15 protein-coding genes and 1 pseudogene are annotated in these 22,569 nt (G+C 60.2%); 8 read left to right on the forward strand and 8 right to left on the reverse strand.

Translation table 11 applies throughout. The features are described from left to right. Window positions 1–81 precede the first annotated feature (81 nt). Window positions 82–2,628 carry a hypothetical protein gene (locus CRD60_RS03365; RefSeq protein WP_127975634.1) on the reverse strand — a complete coding sequence of 849 codons (2,547 nt, stop codon included), beginning with the start codon at window positions 2,626–2,628 and terminating at the stop codon, window positions 82–84. 1,741 nt (window positions 2,629–4,369) lie between these two features. Between CRD60_RS03365 and CRD60_RS09420 the strand changes: the two genes are divergently transcribed. The 3 genes from CRD60_RS09420 to CRD60_RS03380 all read left to right on the forward strand — a co-directional run bounded on the left by CRD60_RS09420 (window position 4,370) and on the right by CRD60_RS03380 (window position 5,311). Further along, window positions 4,370–4,522, forward strand: coding sequence for a helix-turn-helix domain-containing protein (locus tag CRD60_RS09420; RefSeq protein ID WP_161522178.1), 153 nt, complete (start codon window positions 4,370–4,372; stop codon window positions 4,520–4,522). A 273-nt stretch (window positions 4,523–4,795) separates the two neighbouring features. Further along, on the forward strand, window positions 4,796–5,086 hold the full coding sequence (locus tag CRD60_RS03375; RefSeq protein ID WP_113859879.1) for a hypothetical protein: 291 nt from the start codon (window positions 4,796–4,798) through the stop codon (window positions 5,084–5,086). Between the two features lie 27 nt (window positions 5,087–5,113). After that, window positions 5,114–5,311, forward strand: a complete 198-nt coding sequence (locus CRD60_RS03380; protein WP_113859880.1) for an IS30 family transposase — start codon at window positions 5,114–5,116, stop codon at window positions 5,309–5,311. 153 nt (window positions 5,312–5,464) lie between these two features. Here the strand turns inward: CRD60_RS03380 and CRD60_RS03385 are convergent, their stop codons facing one another. Then, the gene (locus CRD60_RS03385) at window positions 5,465–5,728 is read right to left on the reverse strand and encodes a hypothetical protein (protein ID WP_127975635.1); all 264 of its coding nucleotides are present in this window, start codon (window positions 5,726–5,728) and stop codon (window positions 5,465–5,467) included. A gap of 961 nt (window positions 5,729–6,689) precedes the next feature. Here CRD60_RS03385 and CRD60_RS03390 point away from each other — a divergent pair. Both CRD60_RS03390 and CRD60_RS03395 read left to right on the forward strand, forming a co-directional pair. Next, complete coding sequence (locus CRD60_RS03390; RefSeq protein ID WP_113859882.1) at window positions 6,690–8,018, forward strand: MFS transporter; 1,329 nt, start codon at window positions 6,690–6,692, stop codon at window positions 8,016–8,018. 315 nt (window positions 8,019–8,333) lie between these two features. Beyond that, complete coding sequence (locus CRD60_RS03395) at window positions 8,334–9,749, forward strand: aspartate ammonia-lyase (protein WP_236630801.1); 1,416 nt, start codon at window positions 8,334–8,336, stop codon at window positions 9,747–9,749. Between the two features lie 214 nt (window positions 9,750–9,963). Here CRD60_RS03395 and CRD60_RS03400 read toward each other — a convergent pair whose 3' ends face one another. From CRD60_RS03400 to CRD60_RS03410, 3 genes are all read right to left on the reverse strand, one after another. After that, window positions 9,964–12,405: a DNA gyrase/topoisomerase IV subunit B gene (locus CRD60_RS03400; protein WP_236630802.1), complete on the reverse strand. Its 2,442-nt coding sequence runs from the start codon at window positions 12,403–12,405 to the stop codon at window positions 9,964–9,966. A 162-nt stretch (window positions 12,406–12,567) separates the two neighbouring features. Next, window positions 12,568–13,995 carry an RNA polymerase sigma factor gene (locus CRD60_RS03405; RefSeq protein WP_236630803.1) on the reverse strand — a complete coding sequence of 476 codons (1,428 nt, stop codon included), beginning with the start codon at window positions 13,993–13,995 and terminating at the stop codon, window positions 12,568–12,570. Between the two features lie 221 nt (window positions 13,996–14,216). After that, window positions 14,217–14,936 (reverse strand): hypothetical protein, encoded by a 720-nt coding sequence (locus CRD60_RS03410; RefSeq protein WP_113859885.1) that lies wholly within the window; start codon window positions 14,934–14,936, stop codon window positions 14,217–14,219. Window positions 14,937–15,297: 361 nt separating this feature from the next. Here CRD60_RS03410 and CRD60_RS03415 point away from each other — a divergent pair, with 361 nt between their 5' ends. After that, window positions 15,298–16,410, forward strand: a complete 1,113-nt coding sequence (locus CRD60_RS03415; protein WP_113859886.1) for a polyprenyl synthetase family protein — start codon at window positions 15,298–15,300, stop codon at window positions 16,408–16,410. Window positions 16,411–16,752: 342 nt separating this feature from the next. Beyond that, window positions 16,753–19,275 (forward strand): Stk1 family PASTA domain-containing Ser/Thr kinase, encoded by a 2,523-nt coding sequence (locus CRD60_RS09425; protein ID WP_113859887.1) that lies wholly within the window; start codon window positions 16,753–16,755, stop codon window positions 19,273–19,275. A gap of 103 nt (window positions 19,276–19,378) precedes the next feature. Here the strand turns inward: CRD60_RS09425 and CRD60_RS03425 are convergent, their stop codons facing one another. Continuing rightward, window positions 19,379–20,071, reverse strand: a complete 693-nt coding sequence (locus CRD60_RS03425) for a lysophospholipid acyltransferase family protein (RefSeq protein WP_113859888.1) — start codon at window positions 20,069–20,071, stop codon at window positions 19,379–19,381. A 67-nt stretch (window positions 20,072–20,138) separates the two neighbouring features. Here CRD60_RS03425 and CRD60_RS03430 point away from each other — a divergent pair, with 67 nt between their 5' ends. Then, window positions 20,139–20,750: a hypothetical protein gene (locus CRD60_RS03430; RefSeq protein ID WP_113859889.1), complete on the forward strand. Its 612-nt coding sequence runs from the start codon at window positions 20,139–20,141 to the stop codon at window positions 20,748–20,750. Between the two features lie 109 nt (window positions 20,751–20,859). On the opposite strand, the gene trpD is transcribed toward CRD60_RS03430, so the two are convergent. Continuing rightward, a complete protein-coding gene (gene trpD / locus CRD60_RS03435; protein WP_113859890.1) occupies window positions 20,860–21,906 on the reverse strand; it encodes an anthranilate phosphoribosyltransferase in 1,047 nt (348 codons plus the stop codon). Window positions 21,907–22,194: 288 nt separating this feature from the next. Beyond that, window positions 22,195–22,377 (reverse strand): annotated as a pseudogene (locus tag CRD60_RS09490) (SEC-C metal-binding domain-containing protein); the annotation flags it as partial. Window positions 22,378–22,569: the final 192 nt, after the last annotated feature.

The raw sequence follows: 22,569 nt of genomic DNA on the forward strand, positions 1-22,569 counted from the left end.
GTGGGCGCGCAAAGCCCAACGGACTACCCCGGATGGGACAGAAGGAAGAAACCAACGAACCGCATAATCTGATATCGATGGTCAGAGTTTCAGCCCGCTCCGCTTATGACGGGCCAGCAATATGGCCACAAGGACCAGGGCTGCAATCAAGCTGGCCGTTCCGCCCAACAGAGACCAAATCTGCCTACCAGTGAAGGGCAGAGCCTTGACCGGCGGTATGCTGTTGAGTTTGTACTCGACTTTGGCTGACTCGTTGCCCTGAGAATCCTTGGCCCAGACACCGATGTCGCCGGACTTCATGGCTGCCGGCAGGGAAACCTGCCAGCTGCCATCGGATCCCGAAACATTTCCGACCTCGTAACCGGTGCTGCTCCTGTCCGGCCAGGACACTTTCATTCTGGCGGCCTCCTGAGGGGCACTTGCGGAACCTACCTGCCCGTTGAGGGCAGTCCCATGAACACCGGTCCAGTTGGCCAGCGTCACCCCAGGATCAGGAGGGGTCACATCCACCACGTCTGTCTTCTCTCCTGAATCCGAGACCAGGTCCGTCGAACTTGTCAGCGTGGCCGTAAAGACATACGTCAGATCTGCCCACGACTGCGGGAATGTGGCCGTAGCCAGATCAGTGGACCACGAGACTGTGTGTCCGCCGGTCGGTATGGTCTCACTGTAGACCTGCCTGGGTTGGGCTGACTTATCAGCCTTGGACTGGACGTAGAGCTTGAGCACCGAATGCTCATACCTGGGAGAAGCCGTTCCTGAAACCTTGACGACCGCACCGCCCGGCAGACTCCCGTCAACGGTGTGCGGCACCAAAACCTGGGTGATGCTTGGGGCCGGATCCGCTGTGCTATTGAAGAAGAGGTCAGCTATGTTGGAGAAGCCCGAAGCAAGCTCATAGCCGTCGTTGAGCTCCACCAGCCGTGCGTGGTAACGTGCCTTACTGCCATCAGTGTTTTTGCCGTCTGCGTTGCCGTCTTTGATCGACCAGTGTCCGCTGGCATCGGTCTGCACTGAACCTATGAAGACTCCCTCCGTATCATAATCATCAGGTTCACTCGCATTGATCGGCTTGCCGGGATCCTCACGGAAGAGGTCGACCCGGTACTTCTTGCCACCGGCGCTCGCCGTACCTGTACCACTGATAGCGGGAGTCAAGGTGGATGAAAAGCCATTCACCGGTATGGCGTCTATGGTCGGGTTCTCCGGAAGAGGCACTGTGTACTTATAATAAGCGGTATCTACGGTCCATCCTTCGCCGATCCTCTTCTGGACCTCAGGCTGGGCCATGCCATCGGTGATACCTGCAGCAGGATTGGTGGCCACGCCCCAGTCGCCGGTCGCGCATCCATCTACGCTGCCGTCAGCATTCGTCGTGATTGGCCAGGTTACCAGCTTGAAATAGCCATCCAGACCGTCCTTGGCTTTGGCGGTCTTGAAGTCGATGGAACCATCCGCCTTTTGGGCCTCTCCGGTCGACATAAGGGTGTTGCTGGTGTGGGCACCATTGCTCGGCGCGTTGAAGGCGGCTATATCACCGGCGCCACCGATGATTGCTGGCGGCCAGTAATGCGTATTCGGAACCTGTCCGTCAACCCTTTGCACCGTCGGCGTCAAGGCACTGACCGGAACCCAGTCATTGCCATCCTTTAAGCCCACCCACTGGTAGTAGAAGGAAGTAGTCTTGGAACACGGATAAGGCTTGGCAAGTCCCTTGGCATCCCTATATGTGGCTTTGTAGGCTGGATTGTTCCAATAGACGAAGAAGGACCGGGGCGGGGCCACACCCTCTCCCATATTGAACTCCTTGGAACCCTTACCATCCGCATAGTCGAAGGTGTACTTAAACCCGTAATCGGTCACCAGGCCCCAATTGGCCTGTCCTTTGCTCCATAGCAGCGGTAGGTTGTCCCAGCCGATGAAGGCTATAGGGCCGTTGTGTTTGCCTGTGTTGCTAGCTTTCGGATCGGATAAAGAATACTCATAGAGTTGAGCAGGAATTTGGTCCGACAGGCTGACTATGGAACTGTCGGTGAACTGGCTGGTGTCATTGGTGTAGATATTTCCGTTGCCATAGGTGGCGCCAGGCCGTTGGTTGGGTACCCACCCCCAATAACCGGCATCCTGCCCGACGAATGCATAGAGCCATTGAGGGAATTCGGTGCCACCCAGATTGCTGGAGCTTATGGGGGCTACCCCTTTGTCGAATTTGTTGAAGAGGCCGCTATTGTTGTCAGGATAGTTGATATCAGCCTCTATGGAGATGGTCATATAGTCATATTCACCTGAGTTCATCAGGCTGTGAATGGTATAGAACTGATTCCAATTGGAGGCCCACTTGCTAACGGCGTCGACTGAATCAGCCTGTTTGCCACCATCGTCGGCCATGGTTCTGATGTAGTTGATCCGCCCCCATTGCTTGGTGCCATCATGACCCCCATAGTATGAGTACAGGAAACCCAGATTGCCACATGCATTGTTAATCGCACGGGAGCCGGCAGCTGGGGTTCCTCCGACGGGAACCTGCCCTCTACAGGTGGGGTCCACATCACCGTGAGCCACACGGAGAACGAAATCCATTCTTATTTCATCATCCTCGGTGGAGATACGGTTGTTGTATGCCAGCATCTTGAACAGTTTTGGCTTGTGGTCAACCACAGCTGGACTACTCGATGGATCAGCATTCGCCCCTGGTATCAGCGCAAAGGATCCGAGCAAGAATGCAATCAGAGTCAGGAGAGCAAGGAGTTTACCCCTCATCCCCCCGCAGAAAGTCATATGCGAGCCAAATTTGGCTGTAGAACGATACGGCATGAAAACTACCCCTATCTCAGCCTTTTCGTCTACAACGTCCTGGAACGTGTGTGGAATCCAGGCGGAATCCACAGAATCAGCATATTGGTCACAGCGTATGCCCGTACCTCATTTTTGACAAATGCTGCATGTTGTGTCAATAAATTGGAGGAGTCGACCATGCAATACACGGACCCCAGACATTGAAGCCGACATGAACACAAGGTAGGGGTAAACCAGGAAAACCCGGCACCACAGCGAACAACAGATAGGCAGATAGAAGTAATCCAGGAGCCCGCGACCGACCAAGGCAGTCTAGAGACCTCCGCGGATTCCACAGAACTTGGCACGGAGGAGCTCATGCATGGCCTCCATGAAGACTTCCCCCTGCCCGCCCGTAGGAGCAGGAGGATGGCCATCAGCAGCACCTACGGAATGGCTATGCAGCAGCAGCCCCATTCCAAGCCCTAACCGCACGAAAGAGTGAAGCCCGCAATGAAGGACTCAACAGATGCGCCGATTCCTCACATGCGGTGCAGACAACTCATGTGCCCGCTCTCACAAAGCACAGCCCCATAGCTGTTCAGAGCGGCATCGATCCGCCCGGCACCCAAGCCGTATGGTAAGGCAACGCCAGAAGGACACAGTAGTTGGACACCAGCGAGCAAGCAGCCGGCGCAACGGCCGTCAGACACAAGGAGCAGGCGGTGACCTTGCCGGTAGCGAACCTCAGCGCAATGCTATCGGACACGAGGGCCGAGGCGATGGTGCAGGCGGATACGACCGTGGAGATGCGGCTGCCCAGGTGACCGGTCCAGCGAAATCATGGCTCAGGGAAACCAGACAGAACCCAGCAGGGCATCGGTAAACCCCAGACTGATCAAGGCCAGGTAGACGTGACAGACATGAGCAACTGTGCCACGCGATGCTTCAGATCAAAGGAACTTGTCAATGTGGGAACATGATCATTCACTCACATGAAACCAAACGACTCGCTTGACCATTGCTCTTTTCTTATTCTCAGCAAGTATCTAACGTATCCCTAGCCACACTATCGGAATACCTGACCACAAGCGTACCCGCAACCGGCCCGAAGGACTGCTGTGCCATCACGGAACCCCTCTGCCGCCAGCCCCTAGCTGCGAGCGTGGCGTATAGGCGGTGCGGACCTGTGGCTGCTACTGGCCCAGGGAATGACCATACCGGTCATCAGCACTCCCATGACCACCATACCGGCCATCAGCAGAGCATCGACAGGAGCTTGTTCCGTCTCAGGAATCTAATGCGGGCTTGCCTGCCGTACCCCTTGGACGACCAGCCGCTGGTTATTGACCACATAGGGAGTACAGGTTATCGAGGTGACCAGGTCACGCCCGACCTGACCCTTGTACCAATGGCTATCGTCAGGATTAAACCTATCATATAGATAGATTCGACCCTGTAGCCCCGTCGTCTAATTGCAAGTGCAACGCCTCTTCATGCAATGGTGATTCGTCTTGAAAAACCAGTCGGAAGAAAGTGTCGCACCGTGAACCCATCATATTCGCACCTATCGGCACACGAGCGTCATGAGATCATGGCCGGTGTGGCCTGCGGGCTGTCCTTCCGCGCGATAGGCCGTCGACTGGGCCGTCCGGCCAGCACGGTCAGCCGCGAGATCAGGCGCAATACCTGGTTCACCCCTCCAACCACAGCGGGGCCTGGCGGCCCTACCGGCCCACACGGTTGAGGACCGGGCGGTGGACGGGCCGCTACTACGTGTCCGGCGAGGCCCAGAGCAAGGCCGAGCAACCCAGGGCCATGGCACGAAAGCCCTATCGCCTGGCCTGCTACCGGCTGTGGGCGCAGATGGCCCGGGGCCTGATGGCGGCTGGTCGTTGGCGGCCATATCGGGCTGGCTGGCCCGCTCCCACCCGGAGGACAGGACCATGGGGGTATGTGCCGAAAGCATCTACTGGTGGATCCACGTCGACGGGGAGGGCGCGGGAGGTGGGTCCAGTACTTGGCACGCGCCCACCAGCGACGGCGAAGGGCCAAGGGGCGGCGGGCCAAGGGCTCCTGGATCGAACGGCGAAGGCCCATCGGCAGCCGGCCCGCCGGCGTGGACACGCGCTCCGAGTTCGGCCACTGGGAGGCCGACTCGGTGATCGGCTCGGGCCGTTGCAACCTGCACACCGTGGTGGAAAGGAAGACCCGGTTCCTGGTCGCACGCAAGGTGGTCGGCAAGAGCGCGGCCAACACCATAGCCGCCCAGCTTGCCGTTTTCACGCCCTTGCGACCGCGGCCCGTCTGAGCGTCACGGCACGACAACGGCGCCGAGTTGGCCCGACACTATGAGCTGGCCGACTCGCTGGGCAGGGACACCGGGTTCGCCACCCCCTACTCCTCCTGGCAGCGCGGGTCCAACGAGAACCGCAACGGCCGCATGCGCCGCCACCTGCCCAAAGGCACCAGCCTGGACGGCCTGACGGACGGCGAGCTACAATCGCTCGTCGCCGAGATCAACAACACCCCTTGAAAGTCCTGGACTGGATGGCACCCGCCCAGGCCTGATAGGAGGAGATCGACCACCTATTAGCACCAAACCAAGACCGGTGTTGCACCTGCAAATAGACAACGGGAATGTTGGCTTAGAACGAAATCGTCAGATAATCATAATCACCTGATTTAATCAAGCCATGATGGCGTATAATAAACTCTGCTTCATGACCCAACCGGTTACCGCCTGGGCGGTCTGAACCGGCGTGGAATCCAAGCCCGCCATAGTCTGCATGCATTGAACCCGCTTCCACAGTTTGGCCCCTTCATGGCCACCACAGAAGGAGTGGATGAAGGTCAATCTGCCGCAGGCATTGACCAGGTCCCGGTTGGAGGCTGTATTCTCCCCGACCGTGACAAGATCCTTACAATAGGGATCCACCGCCCAATATGCCACGCGAAGCACAAGGCCCAGGCGAATCTCATCTTGCATTGTCTATATGCGGTTGTTGTAGGCCAGCATCTTGAAGAAGCTTGGGATCGGGATCACATCCGTCTCTGCCTACTCGCCAGCAGACTCAATCGCACGTACTGGAAGCAGAGCACCGCACAAGGCAATTATCACTATCAGACACAGCGCTCCAAATATGGGCCGCAACTGGCCGCGTCTGCCTTCCCCACCACTCTCATTTTCCTTACCTCTTGTATCACAACATACGTTCAACCTTGCCAAGTCCGCAGTATCTGGAACCAGACCAGGATTCCTATCAGCCGGGGATGGAACACATAACAGGCCCTTGCCTCAGCAAGCCCCCCCACATGCACCTGAGCCGTTTACCTCGCCCTCTTCGCCTTGAAGGACATGTCTTCGTTTGCGCGTGTACAACCAGTTGCTTACTCAGACGCCCAGTAATCTATCAAATGGTTTTACCAGAAAAAACGCTGAAACAGTGGGCTTTCTCGTGTTCAAGCTCAGCAAGGGAAGACCGGAACAGTAACTTGAGCTAGACCGACAAACAGGCTTGGACGGGTAGGTGGAAACTCCACCGTCACCATTGACCATATCCCTCGACTCAAGGAATCGTGCCCGTTGAGACCCTCCCCAAACCAATCTCCCAACAACTTTGAAAGCTTGGTTTCCCGCCGGAGAAATATGACAATACAAACAGGAATAAGCAAATATAACCAATACGCTGTCGTATGGCATATATCACATCTGTTTAGACTTGGAGACCAAGGATATGATTGTAAAACGATGCTTGGCAGAGCTAACCCACCAGTAGCCGCGGGCTTCAAACGAACCCAAGAGCACCAGTCCATCGCTGGTGGTGATATTGAAAAGTGAGTTTGTCCCTCATTCCTGTCCTCTGGCCCAATGCGGGAGCTGACCGGACCTGGGGCGGGAAAGGACCGGACATATGCGATGGTTGCGTGAATTCATGGGGCTGCCGGCTTTTCTGAGGGCCATGCTCATCATTGATCTGATCTGCAGCTTCGGCATCGGTCTGGTCATGCCCATCGAATTGCTCTTCACCACACATTCTCTGGGAGCCTCCATCTCCGAGGCCAATTTGACCGTCACTGTCAGCTCCGTGGGCTCCTTGATCTGCCACCCGCTGGTAGGCTGGCTGTCGGACAAGAAATCGCCCTGGCTGGCCTTGCACCTGACCCTGGTCCTCTCGGTTGTCGGACCGCTGCTCTTCGCCTTTGCCCAAACCTTCACCATGGCTCTGATCGCTGCCCTGGTCTCTGGCATGGGCATGTCCATGTACACAGCCTGGACCTCCATTCTCACCCAGGTCTCCACCGAGGAACAGCATAAGATCGTCTACGGCATCAACCAGGCCGAGGTGAACCTGGGCATCGGTCTGGGGGCGGCGGTGGGAGGACTCCTGGTGGTCGGCGGATCAGACTTCTACTTCCGTCTGGGGTTCGCTGGCCGCGCCATCGGCTATGCCATTGTGGCCCTAGCCCTGCTGATCGTACAGCGTCACTACGGGCTTACCGGCCTGAAGGCCAGCAAGCCTGTGACCCCCATCGAAGTCCCGGCACAGTCTGGGTTCCAGGAGGCGGACGGCCAGAAGCGGAAGGGAATCGCGGGCATTGACCGGCAAGTCTTGACCACCATGATCCTGCTGACCGTGGGCACACTCTTCATGGACATCTTCGGCTACGCCCAGTTCGATTCGGGCATGGTCACCACCCTGATCTCCGACCCGCATATCCCCTCCTGGTCACTGTCCCTGGTGGACACGGTCAATACCTTCGGCCTGGTGATCATCAACGTAATACTCCTGCCCCGGCTCAAGGACGGCAACCATGTACTGATGCTGAGGACCGTGCCAATCTTCTGGGCCCTGGGCTGGACGGTCATTGTGCTGGGACTTCGGTTCGATTCCCCCGCCATGGCCTTGGCCACAGCCTGCCTGGGCGGCCTCATCTTCTGCTTCGGCGAAGTCATGCTTGGCATCTCCCAGCCAGTCGTAGCGGCGGAATTGGCGGGGCCGCGCTTCAGCGGGAGGATGTTCGGTCTGCTCAACACGGCCGGCTCCACAGGCTACATTCTGGGCCCCCTCTTCTCCTCCTTCGTTCTTGATGGCCACCAGCCCATACCGCTGCTGACCATGTGCTCCATAGGCCTGGTCCTACTGGCCTTCCCCTGGTTCCTGGCCATCAAGACCAGCCACAGGAACCCGGAGATCTTCCTGGACGGTCCATCCACAGGGCAGGCCGACCGCCGTAAGTAGCAGCCCCCAGGGCACATTTGCAGTCTCCTGTCGGCTATGCCGACATTGGGATGTCGGTCCGTGCCTCCTGCATCCCAATGGCCCATACGTCTTGGCATGACCTATATCAGCCTGTTCGGCGAAACACCGAAGAAGGGCGGTGAACCAAGACTATGCGCCCGTTCGACTGACAAATTTCAGCCAGGCCTATATAATCGCGATGATGAATATGGCAGCATTCCGATGAAAGACGGTCAAGTCATGAATCACAGCGAAGGTTCCCAGTCCACTGTTCACTTTTCCGATACAGGGACTGGCCAAGGCCAGAAATGCCGTATGGAGCACGATTGCCTCGGCCATATGTCGGTCCCCCGTGATGTCTACTGGGGCATCCACACCTTGAGGGCCATGGAGAACTTCAGCATTTCAGGGGTCCATGACGCCGACCACCCACAGCTGATTCATGCCCTGGCAGCCGTCAAGGAAGCCTGCGCCGCCGCCAATGAGGAGCTGGGACTCCTGGAGCCGAACAAGGCATCATTGATTATCTCCGCCTGCAGGGAGGTCCAGGAGGGGCGGTTGTCCGACCAGTTCCCCATCGACGTTCTCCAGGGTGGCGCGGGCACCTCGGCCAACATGAACATGAACGAGGTTATCGCCAACCGGGCCTTGGAACTGGGAGGCCACGAGCGAGGCCAGTACGAGGTCATCCACCCCAACGACCATGTCAACAAGTCCCAGTCCACCAACGATGTCTACCCGGCCGCCTGCAAGCTGGCCCTGGCCTGGCATGCCCAGGACCTGTCCGCCAGCTGCGGTCTCTTGGCCCAAGCCTTCCACGACCTGGCAGACCGGCACAGCAAGGATGTGACGATAGGGCGCACCCAGCTTCAGGACGCTGTTCCCATGACCTTCGGCCAGGAATTCCACGCCTTTGCCAGCATGCTCAACACCGACCTGCAAGCCTGGCGGGAGCTGGAGGGCCAACTATGCGTGCTCAACCTAGGAGCCACCGCCATCGGCACCGGTATCTGCGCCGACCTGCGCTTCCGACAGCTAGCCACCAAGCATCTGGCACGAATCACCGGACTTCCCATACAAGCCGCCCCTGACCCCATTGCTGCCGTTACAGACACCGCCGCTTTCCTGGCTGTATCTGGGAGCTTGAAGACCCTGGCCATGCACCTGAAGAAAGCCGCCGATGACCTGCGACTGCTGAACTCAGGACCCCGCACCGGTTTCAACGAGCTGGACGTGCCAGCCCGGCAGGCTGGTTCCTCCATCATGCCCGGCAAGGTCAACCCCGTCATTCCCGAGGCCGTGGACCAATGTTGCTTCCGGATCTTCGGCATGGACACCACCGTCACCTGGGCGGCCTCGGAGGGCCAGCTGCAGCTCAACGCCTTCGAGCCGGTCATGATTCACGAGCTGCTCAAGGGCATGACCATACTGGCCTCGGCCATGACCATGTTCCGCACCAAATGTGTGGAGGGCATCACCATCAACACCGACCAGGGCCTGACCCATGCCAACTCTTCGGCCTCGGTCTCCGCCGCCCTCAACGCATCAATCGGCTATGAGAAGGCCGTGGCGATTGCCCAGAAGGCCACAACTGAGGGAAAGACAGTACGACAGGTGGCAGGCGAGGACACGGACCTGTCTGGCGAAGAGCTGGACCGGCTGCTGGACCCCCTGGCCCTTTCACGCGGCCTGGGCCAGACCTGCCGCCAACAGCAAGATGACCACGCCTAGTTCGCTCGGTTGGAGTTACTCCTCTAGCTCCGCAGCCGACCACCACCCCTGTTCCAGCGGCACTTGTCACTCGCCACTGAGTTGAAACGGCCTTGCAATAGCTATCACCACAGGCCACGGCAAGGCACAGCTCAGCAAGGCACGGGAAATAACAAAAGCCAGCTTCCAGCGGAAGCTGGCTTGACCATCCCCCATGGGAGGGGCAGGCTGTAGATCAGGTGTCGATCTTGGAGCGGTCGAAATCATCGGCGTTGTCGACGATGAACTGCTTGCGAGGCGGCACGTCATCGCCCATGAGCAGGTCGAAGACCTGACTGGCGTGCTCGGCATGCTCCATGCGGATTCGTCGAAGCATACGGGTTCGGGGGTCCATGGTGGTGTCGGCCAGCTGGTCGGCATCCATCTCACCCAGGCCTTTGTAGCGCTGAATGTCAGGGTTGAAATCAATCCCCTGGCGCTTGAGGTCATCCAGTTTGCCGGCCAGCTCATCATCCGAATAGGTGTAGATGTACTCCCCCTTGTGCTTGCCGGCCAGGGAGATTCGGTGGAGGGGAGGCACAGCCGCGTAGACCCTGCCGTTCTCGATCAGGGGCCGCATGTAGCGGTAGAAGAGGGTCAGCAGGAGAATGCGGATATGGGCCCCGTCCACATCCGCATCGGTCATCATGATGACCTTGTTGTAGCGGGCCTGGTCAATGTCGAAGCTGGCCGAGGAGCCGGCGCCGATCACCTGGATGATGGCCGCGCACTCCTTGTTGGCCAGAATCTGGGCCAGGGAGGCCTTCTGCACATTGAGAATCTTGCCTCGAATGGGCAGAAGGGCCTGGAAGCCGGCGTTTCGGGCGGCCTTGGCCGTGCCCAATGCCGAATCACCCTCCACGATGAAGAGTTCGGCCACATCGTCATTGCCGGGTTGGCAATCGGAAAGCTTGGGTGGCATGGAGGCGGACTCCAAGGCATTCTTGCGCCTGGTGACCTCTTTGGTCTTACGGGCTTGGATACGAGCGTGCATCTCTGAGGTGATCTTGTCCAGCACCCTGCCGGACTGCTCCTTGTAGCCACGCTTGGAACCGGAGATCATCTCACCGAACTGCTTGTCGGTCATTTTGGAGACGATGGGCCGCACCGGGGCCGTACCCAGCACGTCCTTGGTCTGGCCCTGGAACTGGGGCTCGGCAATCCGCACGGTGACCACTGCCACCAGGCCGGACATGATGTCGTCACGCTCGATGCGGGTCTTGGCGTCCTTGAGATTGACCTTGTACTTGCGCGCGTTGGCCTCCACAACCTTGCGAATCTGCTTGGTCAAGGCCTGCATGAACCCGTCAACGTGCATGCCACCACCGGGGGTCTCCACCACATTCACGAAGGAGCGGATGACCGAATCGTAGCCATTGACCCAGCGCAGGGCTATGTCAACGCCGCAGGTGCGCACAATCTTCTGGGCGTGGAGGTTACCATTGGAGTCGACCGCCTGGGTCTCCTCCGTATAAGTGTCCTGGCCGGAGATGTGCCAGATGTCGGATACAGGCTCTCCTGAGGAGAGGAAGTCAACGAAGTCCTTGACACCTCCACGATGGAGGAACTCCTCCACCCGACGGTGGGCGGGGGGCCGGCCGGCCTCAAGGGTCAGGCCTGCGATGGCGTCCAAATCCCGGGCGGAGTCCGAGTCACTGTCGGAATCCCCAGAGTCCTCTCCTTGAGACTCTTCGCCCCTCTCGCCGGCACTGTCACCAGCAACGGCGCCTGCAAACAGGCCCAAGGCTTCGGATGGGTTGTCAGCATCCGCATCGCTGTCAGCACCCACAGACTCCACTGCCAGCAGGTCCGCAGAAGCTTGCGCAAAGACCTCGGTATCGGAGGCTTCAGAAGCCGCTGCCACCTGCTCGCGGCCTTCACCGGCTGCATCCGTCTCGATGAGGTCGTCGATGGCGGCGTCACCGGTTTCTGGTATGGACTCGTCGATGACGGTTATCTTGAGGCCGGGAACCAGGAAGCTGGTCTGCCGCACCCGGTCTATGAGCTGTTCATAGCTGAACATGGCGGTCTGGTTGAAGATCTCGGGGTCGGCCCAGTAGCGGATGCGCGTGCCGGTGGTCTTGGCAGGGACCTTGCCGACCACCTCCAGCTCAGTGGGCTTGTTCTTGCGGGTTTGCTTGAAGGGCGAGTCGGGAGATGGATGGTCCGGGTCCGCATCCTTGTATACGCCAGCATGGCCCTGGTGGAAGGCCATGTGGTAAGTCTTGCCGTTGCGGTCCACCTCCACATCCAGGCGGGAGCTCAGGGCGTTGACCACCGACGAACCCACACCATGGAGGCCACCGGCGGCATTGTATGAGGCGTTGCCGAACTTGGCTCCGGCATGGAGCTTGGTCAGCACCACCTCCACACCAGTCAGGCCGGTCTTGGACTCGACATCGACAGGGATGCCGCGGCCATTGTCCGCCACTTCGAGGGACCCATCGGTATGGAGGGTGACGACGATGTTGTCGCAGGCCCCAGCCAGGGCCTCATCGACGGAGTTGTCGATGATCTCCCAGAGACAGTGCATAAGCCCCTGGCTATCGGTGGTGCCGATATACATGCCGGGGCGTTTGCGGACCGCATCAAGCCCTTCAAGCACCGATAAGTCTTTGGCGCTGTACTCCTCAGCCACTTCTCTCCTTTAGGTCGGTATGCCTCATTCCTTGGTAGGCACCCCTGGCGCCCCTGGCGAATCAGGCAAGTCTCAGCAGCTTACACCCCAGCCGCCATATTGCAAGACAGCGACAGCGGGGTCCGCTAACCCTCCAGCTGCCTGGCTTCTGGCCCTATCTCGTCACTGGTCCAGGAAGTCACGCAAGGTCTGCGAGCGTGAGGGGTGGCGAAGCTTGGACATGGTCTTGGATTCGATCTGGCGAATACGCTCTCGGGTCACTCCGTAGACCCGGCCAATGTCGTCCAGGGTCTTGGGCTGGCCATCCTCCAGGCCATAGCGCATTTTGATGACACCGGCCTCACGGGGGCTGAGGGTCTCCAGGACCTGCTGGAACTGGTCCTGCAGGAGAGAGAAGGCCACAGCGTCGGAGGGGGCGATGGCGTCGGTGTCTTCAATCAGATCACCGAACTCCGAGTCACCGTCCTCGCCCAGGGGAGTGTGCAGGGAGATGGGTTCACGGCCATACTTCTGGACCTCCTGAACCTTCTCGACCGGCATGTCGAGTTCGCGGGCCAGCTCGTCGGGCGTGGGCTCGCGGCCCAGGTCCTGGAGCATCTGCCGCTGGACTCGGGAAAGCTTGTTGATGACCTCGACCATATGTACGGGCACACGAATGGTACGGGCCTGGTCGGCCATGGCACGGGTGATGGCCTGGCGAATCCACCAGGTGGCGTAGGTGGAGAACTTGAAGCCCTTCTTCCAATCGAACTTCTCGACGGCGCGAATCAGACCCAGGTTGCCTTCCTGGATGAGGTCCAGGAAGAGCATGCCACGGCCGGTGTAGCGCTTGGCTAGGGAAACGACCAGACGGAGGTTGGCCTCCAGTAGATGGTCCTTGGCCTTCTTGCCGTCATTGGAGGCCCACTTGAGCTCCCTCTTGCGCTTGAAGTCCATACCCTCGGACTCGGTGTCCAGCAGATGCTGGGCGTAGAGGCCGGCCTCGATACGTTCGGAGAGGTCAACTTCCTGCTCGGCGTTCAGTAGGCTGACCCTGCCGATCTGTTTGAGATAATCCTTGACCGGGTCGGCGGTCGCACCGGAGGTGACCACACGACGCTTGGGGTTGCCCGAAGGGGCCAGGTTCTCATCGTCGTCGTCATCGCGAACCACGAAGGCACCCTTGGCCTTGATCTCAGGCTCCTCGGGCTTGGCCTCGTCCTCATCGCCGTCGTCCACGTCGTCTGAATGGTCGGAGATATCCGAGTCATCATCATGAGACTCATCGGCGGAATCCGCATCTTCCAGATCGACGTCAACATCCTCCAGTTCGGCATCGTCAAGGTCCACGTCCTCCTCGTCGTCGAGAACCTGGCTGTCCTTCTCCTCCTTAGCCACAGGAGCCTTGCTGCGGGCGGTCTTGGTCTTGGAGGTCTTGCCCGCCTCCTTCTTCTTGGCGGGGCCTGACCGGGCAGTTTTCTTGCCAGCCGCAGCCTTAGGGGCCGATGTCTTGGTCCTCTTGGCTTTCTTGGCTGCCGATGCAGATCCACCCTTGGTCTCGGCGGTCTGATCAGCTGCTGCTGGTTGAGCTGTCTGTTCCTTCTTGGCCAAGCTTATCCTCCTGAGGTTCCTCGCCAGCGAACGCATACCATAAGGGCAAACTTCTAGCAAGGGCAAATTATCAACTATTGGAGTAAACCATCTCGCAAGGACTATTATTCCCAGCTGTGATAAATCCCTGTCAGCACCGCAGGCGCCAACCCCTTACTCATGCCCGCCAGACCGCCAGCAGTCGCCTTCCCGGCACGGACGGCCTCAAGAGCCGCAGGACCCTAGTGTATCCAAGCCGGCCAGATGTGATGGTCCAAGGCGGAGCAGACGATGGCCGCCAGGGTGCAGTTGGGATCCATCTCTATGGCCTCCCGGGAGTATTGGTGCACCTCCTTATAGCCCATCCACCAGCAGCAGTAGGCCACCACGGCCAGTATCTGCGCCCGGGCCGGGCTCTCCAGCCTCCAGGACATCTCATCGAGAATGAACAGTCCCCTACGGCAGCGGCCCCTATCAGCCGGGGGTTCATCCTTGGTGAAGGCCTGTTGAAGTAGGTGGTAGAGGGTATCCACCGTGGCCGGATCATGGGGGTGGCAGGCCAGGTTCATCATGACCTGCTTATCGTCCTCCTGGCCGGTGCCAGCCACCAAAGAGATGATCAGAGCGTCACGGATGGAAAGCATTTCCGAGGCCCCCACAGCCAGCAGGTTGATGTCCTCATCGGGAGGCATATAAGGGTAGATGATGGGTGCAAGCGTGTCATCCTGCGAATAGCCATCCCTAGCCAAGCTGCCGTCGGAGTCCCTGAGTGGTTCCTGCCTGAATTCCTCGTCTTCCACCAAACATCGCAACCATCTGTCGAAGGGGCCATCCATCCATAACCTGACGGCCTCCCCAATGCCCAGTTCCTTGCGGTCCCTACGCAGTTGGCCGACCAGAGGTGCAATGGCGGCAGCCGATTTCCCCAGATGGTTATCTGTCGGCCCCTCACCTTCGAACATTGACTGCCCACTGGCCCACTGACGACTTGAATCCTCCGGCTGTTGAGCACACCGAGGCCCACCAGGACTCTGGCCGGCGGCTCCCCCATTCTGGCCCTTTCGTCGTGTTGTCGTACTGCTAGCTGTCTTCGTGCTCACCATGGGTCTCCTATCATCCTTGCGCTGGCCCGGCTGGCCGTCAGCCACCGGTTGGTCAGACTGTCTGGGGCATCAGGGGTTGCCAATCCCTGTTTTACCTCTCGTTCAAGGTTGCCCGATATACGGCCGCCAGCGGAGGAAAAACAACCCTTGTGGTCGAAGGCTTGGAGAAATCGGTCAGGTCGCGTGTCCCTTGTCGTAACCTTGTGGATAACCTCGTGTCATGAGCATGGACCTGAGAGGCAATTCCTTGGATGAGCGGATGCGCCGGCTGTTGGATGAGGCACTGGAGCTTGACAGCGATCAGCTGATCGCCCCTGCCTGCCTGCCGCTCCTGAGGTCGGCCTTGGAGCAGGGTCAGACCTCCAACCAGGGAGGCAAGCACCTGCGGGCGCAGCTGGCCCTCACCAGCTTCAGACTGGCCAGGCGTGAACAGTCGGACAGGCGGCCGGTGGAAGCTCCTGTGGCAGCTGATGAATCCGCCATGGCCGACCTGGCCTGCGCCGTGGAGATCTACCAGACCTCGGCCCTGATCCATGACGACATCATGGACGACGCCGACCTGCGCCGGTCCAAGCCCAGTGCCCATCAGGCCTTGGGCCAGCTGACCGGCACGGCCGACCTGGGTCGGAGCCTGGCCCTGATGCTGGGTGACCTCCTGGCCACAGCCAGCCTGTCCATAGCCCAGCAGGCCGCGCAATCCCTGGGCAACCCCCAAGCCATCCTCGGCTGTTTGCTGGCCATGCAAAAGAGCGTCGCCATCGGCCAGATGCTGGACATGGCCACCGAGCTGACCAACCTTGACGACCCACAGGTCCTGGCCGACCAGGCCCTCAGCGTCTACGAGTGGAAGACCGCCTCCTACACGACCATCGCCCCCATAGAACTGGCCCTGCTGGCAGCAGGCACAGACCCCAAAACCGCCCACAGCCAGTCACGGACCATCGGCCTGCCCCTTGGCATAGCCTTCCAACTGGCCGACGACCTCCTGGATGTCATCCCCGGTTCACAATCCAGCGGCAAGCCCCTGGGCGGCGACATCCGCGAGGGCAAACGCACCGTGTTGCTGGCCGACACCCTGCAATCCCCATCAACCACCACCCAAGACCAAGCTCGGTTGGTCAGCGTCTTCTCCAAAGCCTCCCGCTCCAGACAGGACGTCGAATGGGTCACCAAGCTCTACCAGCGCAGCGGAGCCATAGACCGGGCCCATAGCCGCATCGAGAACGCATGGGAGCAGAGCCGGTTAGCAATCAGCACACTGCCATGGAAGGGCGAAAGTCAGGACAAACTGATCGCCATGTGCGCCCATTTCGTCCCCACCGTTGAAACCTGAAAGACCAAGGGAACAGCGTTAATCGCCCAATTCGAACCAGATGCCCAATGGCCCCGGCCACACGACTGTCACGAACTGGCGAGTGCGAGCAGCACACGATTCCTCATGACATTGCCTGACGCAGGCACAAGCAACTGCGGCCGAGGGAAACAGTTCCATTTCCCATCGACGCAGTTGTCTGCTCCCCGCCACCGGCACAGGCAGAGCATGGAAGAGTGAATCCGGCCCACCCACTTGTGTACATACCCTGTGGGAATGGGGGTGGGGCGCCCTGGCGCATAGGGGCTGGCATGTACACTAATGGTTGGAATTGCACGAATACAAGGAACCGCATAGACAACCATGACTGAAGCTGTGGAGAATCCCCTGGGGCAGACGATCGACGGGCGCTACGACATCGTTCGTAAGATCGCGGACGGCGGTATGGCTACGGTCTATGAGGCGCGGGATAACAGGCTTGATCGCAGGGTCGCCATCAAGGTCATGCATACGCAGCTGGCCCAAGGGCCCCATCGGGAGCAGTTCGTTCAACGCTTCCAACGGGAGGCCCGATCCGCCGCCTCCATCGCCAACGCCCATATCGTGCAGGTCTACGACACCGGCGAGTTCCAAGGCCTGGACTACCTGGTCATGGAATATGTGCATGGGGTCAACCTCCGCCACGAGATGAACCAGCAGGTCACCTTCACCGTGCGTGAGACCCTGCGCATCGTCTCCCAGACTCTTGATGGGCTGGCCGCCGCCCACCGGGCCGGCCTGGTCCACCGGGACATCAAGCCCGAGAACATCCTGCTCAACGACCGTGGCCACGTGCAGATCACCGACTTCGGCCTGGCCAAGGCCGTCTCCCAGGCCACCCTCTCCTCCACCGGCATGCTGCTGGGAACGGCCGCCTACCTGGCCCCCGAGATGATCGCCGACAACCTGGCCACACCCCAGGGCGACCTGTATTCCGTAGGCATCATGGCCTGGGAGATGCTGACCGGCCAGGTGCCCTTCCAGTCGGACAACCCTGTGACCCTGGTCTTCAAACATGTGCATGAGGATGTGCCCTCGCTCCTGACCCTGTGCCCAGAGCTGGACCCGGCCGTGGCTGAGTTCATAGGGCAGCTGTGCGCCCGCAAGGTGGAAGACCGGCCCGATGATGCCGGTCAGGCTTCGGCCATGCTGCGCAAACTGACCTCAACCCTGGCCATTGATTCCTGGCTCTACCGGCGGGGCCCCAAGCTGGCGGCCGCAGGCGGCCAGGAGACCGGACTTAAGGCGGGTATCCTGGCCGCGTCAGCTGGAAAAAATGCTGGACAAGAGACAACAGCCGTCCCAGCAGCCAGCCCTGCCAGCGGCACCACTCCCAATCACGGTGCTGACGATGCCGCAGTCGGCATCAGCCATGAGGAAGCCAATCGCCCACTGCCTTCCGCCGCCTCACCTGCCCCAGAGGAAGGCAAGCCCAGTCACAGCGACCCTGAAGCAAATACAGGTTCAGATTCGACCCTACCGGTTGCCGTACAGGCGACTGGCGACAGTGGCCAGCCTGCTCAGGCTTGGGAAGATCAGTATGCCGGACAGTCCGATGGTCCGGTCAAACAGGACGGACCGACCAATCAAGCGGCCTGGCAGACTTCCGTCCTGCCGCCAGCAGACCAGCCCACACAGGACCTGGCAGGCGCGAATCAAGCCCCCAATCAGGCCCAGGGACAGACCGCCCGCGCCGGCAGGTCCTCCGCATATCGTCCCCAGCGCTTCGCCCAGACCCAAACCATCGCCACTGCAACTATGAGTGAGGGCGGCACCGCAGACCTCATTATCAGTCCGGCAACGGAAGATTCCATCACAGGCCAGTCCGTGGACCCAACCACTGGGCAGGCCAGGGAAGTGCGGGGTCATAAGAGCCATAAGGGCCTGATCATCGGCCTGGTCGCATTCCTCATACTTGCCTCACTGGGTGGCGGCAGCGGCTGGTGGTACTTCATGGGCCCCGGCAGCTACTGGACCATGCCCAAACCCAGCGACCTGACCTGCCCCGACCAGGGCGTCTGCACCATCAGCGATGTGTCCTGGGACTCCTACGAGAGCACCCTGAAGGTTGCCGGCATCCCCTACCGGATCTCCAAGGACTACAGTGACAACGTGGCCAAGGGCAAGGTCATCTCCACCGACCCTGATGCCGTGGGCTCCAGGGTCTCCAAGCGGCATGAGCAGCCGGTGAAGGTGGTCATCTCCCGGGGTATCGAACAGGCCACCGTCCCCAAGGATATCGACAATTCAGCCTCAGTGGCGGGAAAGGACCCCATCGCCGCCCTCAAGCGTGCCGGCTTCAGCAGGATCGACCACCAAGACGACAAGGACCAGTACAGCGAGACCCTGCCCGCCGGCGCCCTGGTCAGCATCGACCCACAGCCTGGTAGCACCGTCAACCATAACCAGACCGTACACCTGGTGCTCTCCAAGGGTCCCATGCCCGTCTCCATGCCTGACGTGCTGGGCCGCGACAAGGACCAGGCCCAGACCGCCTTCGACGATGCCAAGCTCAGGCCCTCCTACAGCGAGGAGTTCAGCGATACCGTGCCCGCCGGTTCAGTCATCTCCGCCTCGGTCGACAAGGGTGCCCAGCTCCACTGGGGTGACGAGGTGAAGGTGGTCGTCTCAAAGGGCCCCGAGACCGTCACCCTGCCGGATGTGCGGGGCAAGGATGCCAATGAGGCGCAAAAGATCTTGGAGGCCCTGGGTCTGCAGGTGAAGGTTTCAGCTCCCCTGCTTGATTTCACGCATGTGGTGCGTTTCCAGGATCCGGCACCGGGCCAACAGGTTCGGGTCCGCGACGACCAAGGCAAGAAAACCGTCATCACCCTCACCGTGGTCTGAGGGGCAAAGCGCCGCCGGGTAGGGCGACGGCTTCATTGCCGCCTTACTGCCCTCTGGGGTGCCAGGCTACGTAGGACAGACCCGCAGCTGGCGCCAGCCCAGCTTACCGGGCCTCCTGCTCCACTTGGAGCCGGGCCTTGACCGTCTGGGCGTACTCATCCACGTATTCCTGACCACTCATCTTGCCGATCTCGCCCACCAGGCGGTCGGTCAAGGTCCGCAGATCCTCGTGGCCGATGGCATCGGCTGGCTTGCGCTCCACCGCAATGGGCTTGCCATAGATGACGGTGGTCGATCCCTTGCCGGGAATGACCTGCCCAGGCTTCTGTATCTCACGACTGCCGATGATGGCTGTTGGAATCAGCGGGCAGCCGGTCTCCAGGGCCAGCTTGGCCGCACCTGCATGCCCCCGGTAGAGCCGGCCATCAGGACTGCGCGTGCCCTCCACATGGATGCCGAAGAGATGGCCCGCCTCAAGAATCTCCTTGGCGTGGGCCAGGGCCCCCAGGGATTTGGACCCGCCGGACCGGTCGACCGGGAATACGCCGACCGAACTGAACCACCACTTCTTGAACTTGCCCTTGATGTCCTTACCCTCAAAATACTCTGCCTTGCCCATGAAGTGAATCATCCGGGGGCATGTCAAGGGCAGGAGGGCATCGTCGATCACGGCCAGATGGTTGGCGGCGATGATGGCCCCACCGGTCCGTGGAATGTTCTCCAGCCCCTGTGCATGGGGGTTCATACGCATGCGTGCGACCCCGCCCAGGGCCTTGACGAAAAACCAGTAGAGCACCGACCCTCCCCTTCCTTCTGACGAGTTCCGGCGGCACTTGGCCGCGCTGTTGATTAGAGTAGTGTCTATGACTGACCTCAACAATAGCAAGGCTGACCAACCGGACCCCAAGGACGAGCCGGAGCAGGTGGCCGGAACCCCGACACCAGAGGCTGCTGGCGCCGCCGGGAGTGGAGAGGATGATCTTTGGGCAAGCTTCGAGCAGGAGCATGCCGACGACCTGCAGGACATCGCCGATTCCAAGCATGCCCGTCGTTTCGAGAGGCATATTAAGCGTCAGAAGAAAAAGGCCCTGCTCTCGGTTGATGATCTGGACCCCAAGGCCTTCACTGGTGGTTCCCGGTCCAAACGCGGCAAGAACCAGCAGGGCGTCGGGCCGCGTGATTTCACGGGGACCAGCTGGTTGGACACCGATGACGTGATGGATACCTATGGTGATGACTTCGTACCACCAAACATATCCCTGGGGCACTTTGGTGGCTCCAGATTGGTCTTCTGGATACTCTTCCTCCTGGGCATCGCAGGATTGATCGCTTCGGTCCTCCTGCCCAATCTCACCCCCCTACTGGGCACCGTATTCGGCCTGTTCGCACTGCTGGGCGGTGGAGGGCTGCTCTTGGTGCACAAGGGATTCTCCGAAACCAAGGATGACTATTGCGACGACGGCGCACGCGTCTGAAAACCCGGGTGAGCCTGAGCCTCATAGGGCACGGATACAGCTTGCTGGCCATGTCACCATTGATGATACGGCCAGCAAGTGCCAGAGGAAACCCTCGGTCTTGCCTACCCTAAGCCAGGGACTGGGCCAATGAGATCCAGCTGTCCAGGAGACTGGCCGCGCATCCTGAGTCGACGGCTTCCTGGGACATGCCGTATGCCTGCCTGAATCTGTCCTCAAGGCTGCCTGGGTCCAGCAGATGGCCGTCAGCCACCACGGCCGAGGCGGCATTCAAGAGGGCCGTGGACCGGCAGGGCACGGGCTTGCCGGCCAGGAACTCCCGGAAGATGGCCGCATTGACGGGAGGCTTCCCGCCACGGAGGTCTTCCAGATCAACCCGGTCCAGTCCCAAGTCCTCAACCGGGTCGAAGGTCAACTCCCTGACCTGCCCATCGGCAATCTCCCAAATCGAGACCGGGCCGGTGGGTGCCATCTCATCCAAGCCCTCATGGGAGGTGAAGACCATGCCGTCCTGGCCACGTTTGGCGTAGACCTGGGCCATGAGAGGGCTCAGACGGCTGTCCGCGCAGCCGATGGCCACATGCTGGGGTCGGGCCGGGTTGGTTAGGGGGCCCAGAACGTTGAAGACGCATGGAACACCCAAAGCCGACCTGACGGGCCCCACGAAACGCATGAACGGATGGAAGGTCTTGGCGAAGGCGAAAGTGATGCCGACCTGGTTCCCCACCTGGGCCACGGCCTCTGGGGCCAGGTCCAGGGGAAGGCCGAGTTCCTCCAGCACATCCGCGGCCCCGCATTGGGAGGAGGCGGCCCGGTTGCCATGCTTGGCAATACGCACCCCTGCCGCCGCAGCCACCACGGAACCCATCGTGGAGAGGTTGACGGTGGATGCACCATCGCCGCCGGTGCCGACAATATCGGTCACCTCCCCCTGCATATCCAGAGGGACGGCGTGGGCCACCATGGCCTGGGCGGCACCCCCGATCTCGGCTGCTGTCAGTCCCAGCTGCTGCTGAGTGGCCAGAACAGCGCCGACACTGGCCGGGTCCGCATTGCCCTGCATGAGGTCGTCAACGAACCATCGGGACTCCTCCGCACTCAGGTGGTCGCCTGCGACCAGCTTGGTCAGAATCATTTTCCAGGTCATCTGAACCATGTCACTTCCCTTCCGTGCGGTGGATAGATGGTTGACAATACTAGGCTTGTGTCAAGTCACCCATGGTCCTTGTCCCATATGCTGGAGCGTAATCTGGCCCGTAAGGCTTGCCAATCCGGCAGGCTCGGCAGACCCTGCTCAGACAGAGCAAGCCCACAGATAGATCCTTGCAGAGGTCAGCCGGGACCATGCCTGGACCTATAGCGACATGACTCCCGCATATGACTGAGGGGGCCGGGCAAATGGCCGGCCCCCTCAGGGTTTCAGATCTTCAGTGCCTGAGTCACCTTACTGTTCATTCTGGCCGTGGCACATCTTGTACTTACGGCCTGAGCCACAGGGGCATGGGGCGTTCTTGCCGGTGCCGGGGAAGGTGCGTCCGTCAGCCCAGGGAGTCTTCAGCTCTTCGCTCTTGGGCTTTTTGCTGGTCGGAACCTTGCCGTCGGCATGGCTGACGGGAGCGGGGCCCACGATGACCGAATCATCCACGGGACGCTGGTCGTCATCAGCCGACTCCTGATTCCGTCTGTCGGCCACGGCCTCCACGTCGGCATCCTCATCACGCTGGTCGGGGTCGGCTGGCCCGGAGGCGGATGTGGCGGCCTCCAGATCGGCTTCCTCGGCACCATGCTCGGACCCAGGAACAATAGGCGATTGCTCGTC

The organism is Bifidobacterium aemilianum, assembly GCF_003315635.1.
GTDB classification, from domain to species: Bacteria; Actinomycetota; Actinomycetes; order Actinomycetales; family Bifidobacteriaceae; genus Bifidobacterium; species Bifidobacterium aemilianum.

Excerpts from the sequence above, each read along its gene's own strand:
- CRD60_RS03365 (WP_127975634.1), bottom strand. The coding sequence starts at position 2,628 with ATGCTGGCATACAACAACCGTATCTCCACCGAGGATGATGAAATAAGA.
- CRD60_RS09420 (WP_161522178.1), top strand. The coding sequence starts at position 4,370 with ATGGCCGGTGTGGCCTGCGGGCTGTCCTTCCGCGCGATAGGCCGTCGA.
- CRD60_RS03390 (WP_113859882.1), top strand. The coding sequence starts at position 6,690 with ATGCGATGGTTGCGTGAATTCATGGGGCTGCCGGCTTTTCTGAGGGCC.
- CRD60_RS03395 (WP_236630801.1), top strand. The coding sequence starts at position 8,334 with ATGGAGCACGATTGCCTCGGCCATATGTCGGTCCCCCGTGATGTCTAC.
- CRD60_RS03410 (WP_113859885.1), bottom strand. The coding sequence starts at position 14,936 with ATGTTCGAAGGTGAGGGGCCGACAGATAACCATCTGGGGAAATCGGCT.
- CRD60_RS03415 (WP_113859886.1), top strand. The coding sequence starts at position 15,298 with ATGAGCATGGACCTGAGAGGCAATTCCTTGGATGAGCGGATGCGCCGG.
- CRD60_RS09425 (WP_113859887.1), top strand. The coding sequence starts at position 16,753 with ATGACTGAAGCTGTGGAGAATCCCCTGGGGCAGACGATCGACGGGCGC.
- CRD60_RS03430 (WP_113859889.1), top strand. The coding sequence starts at position 20,139 with ATGACTGACCTCAACAATAGCAAGGCTGACCAACCGGACCCCAAGGAC.
- trpD (WP_113859890.1), bottom strand. The coding sequence starts at position 21,906 with ATGGTTCAGATGACCTGGAAAATGATTCTGACCAAGCTGGTCGCAGGC.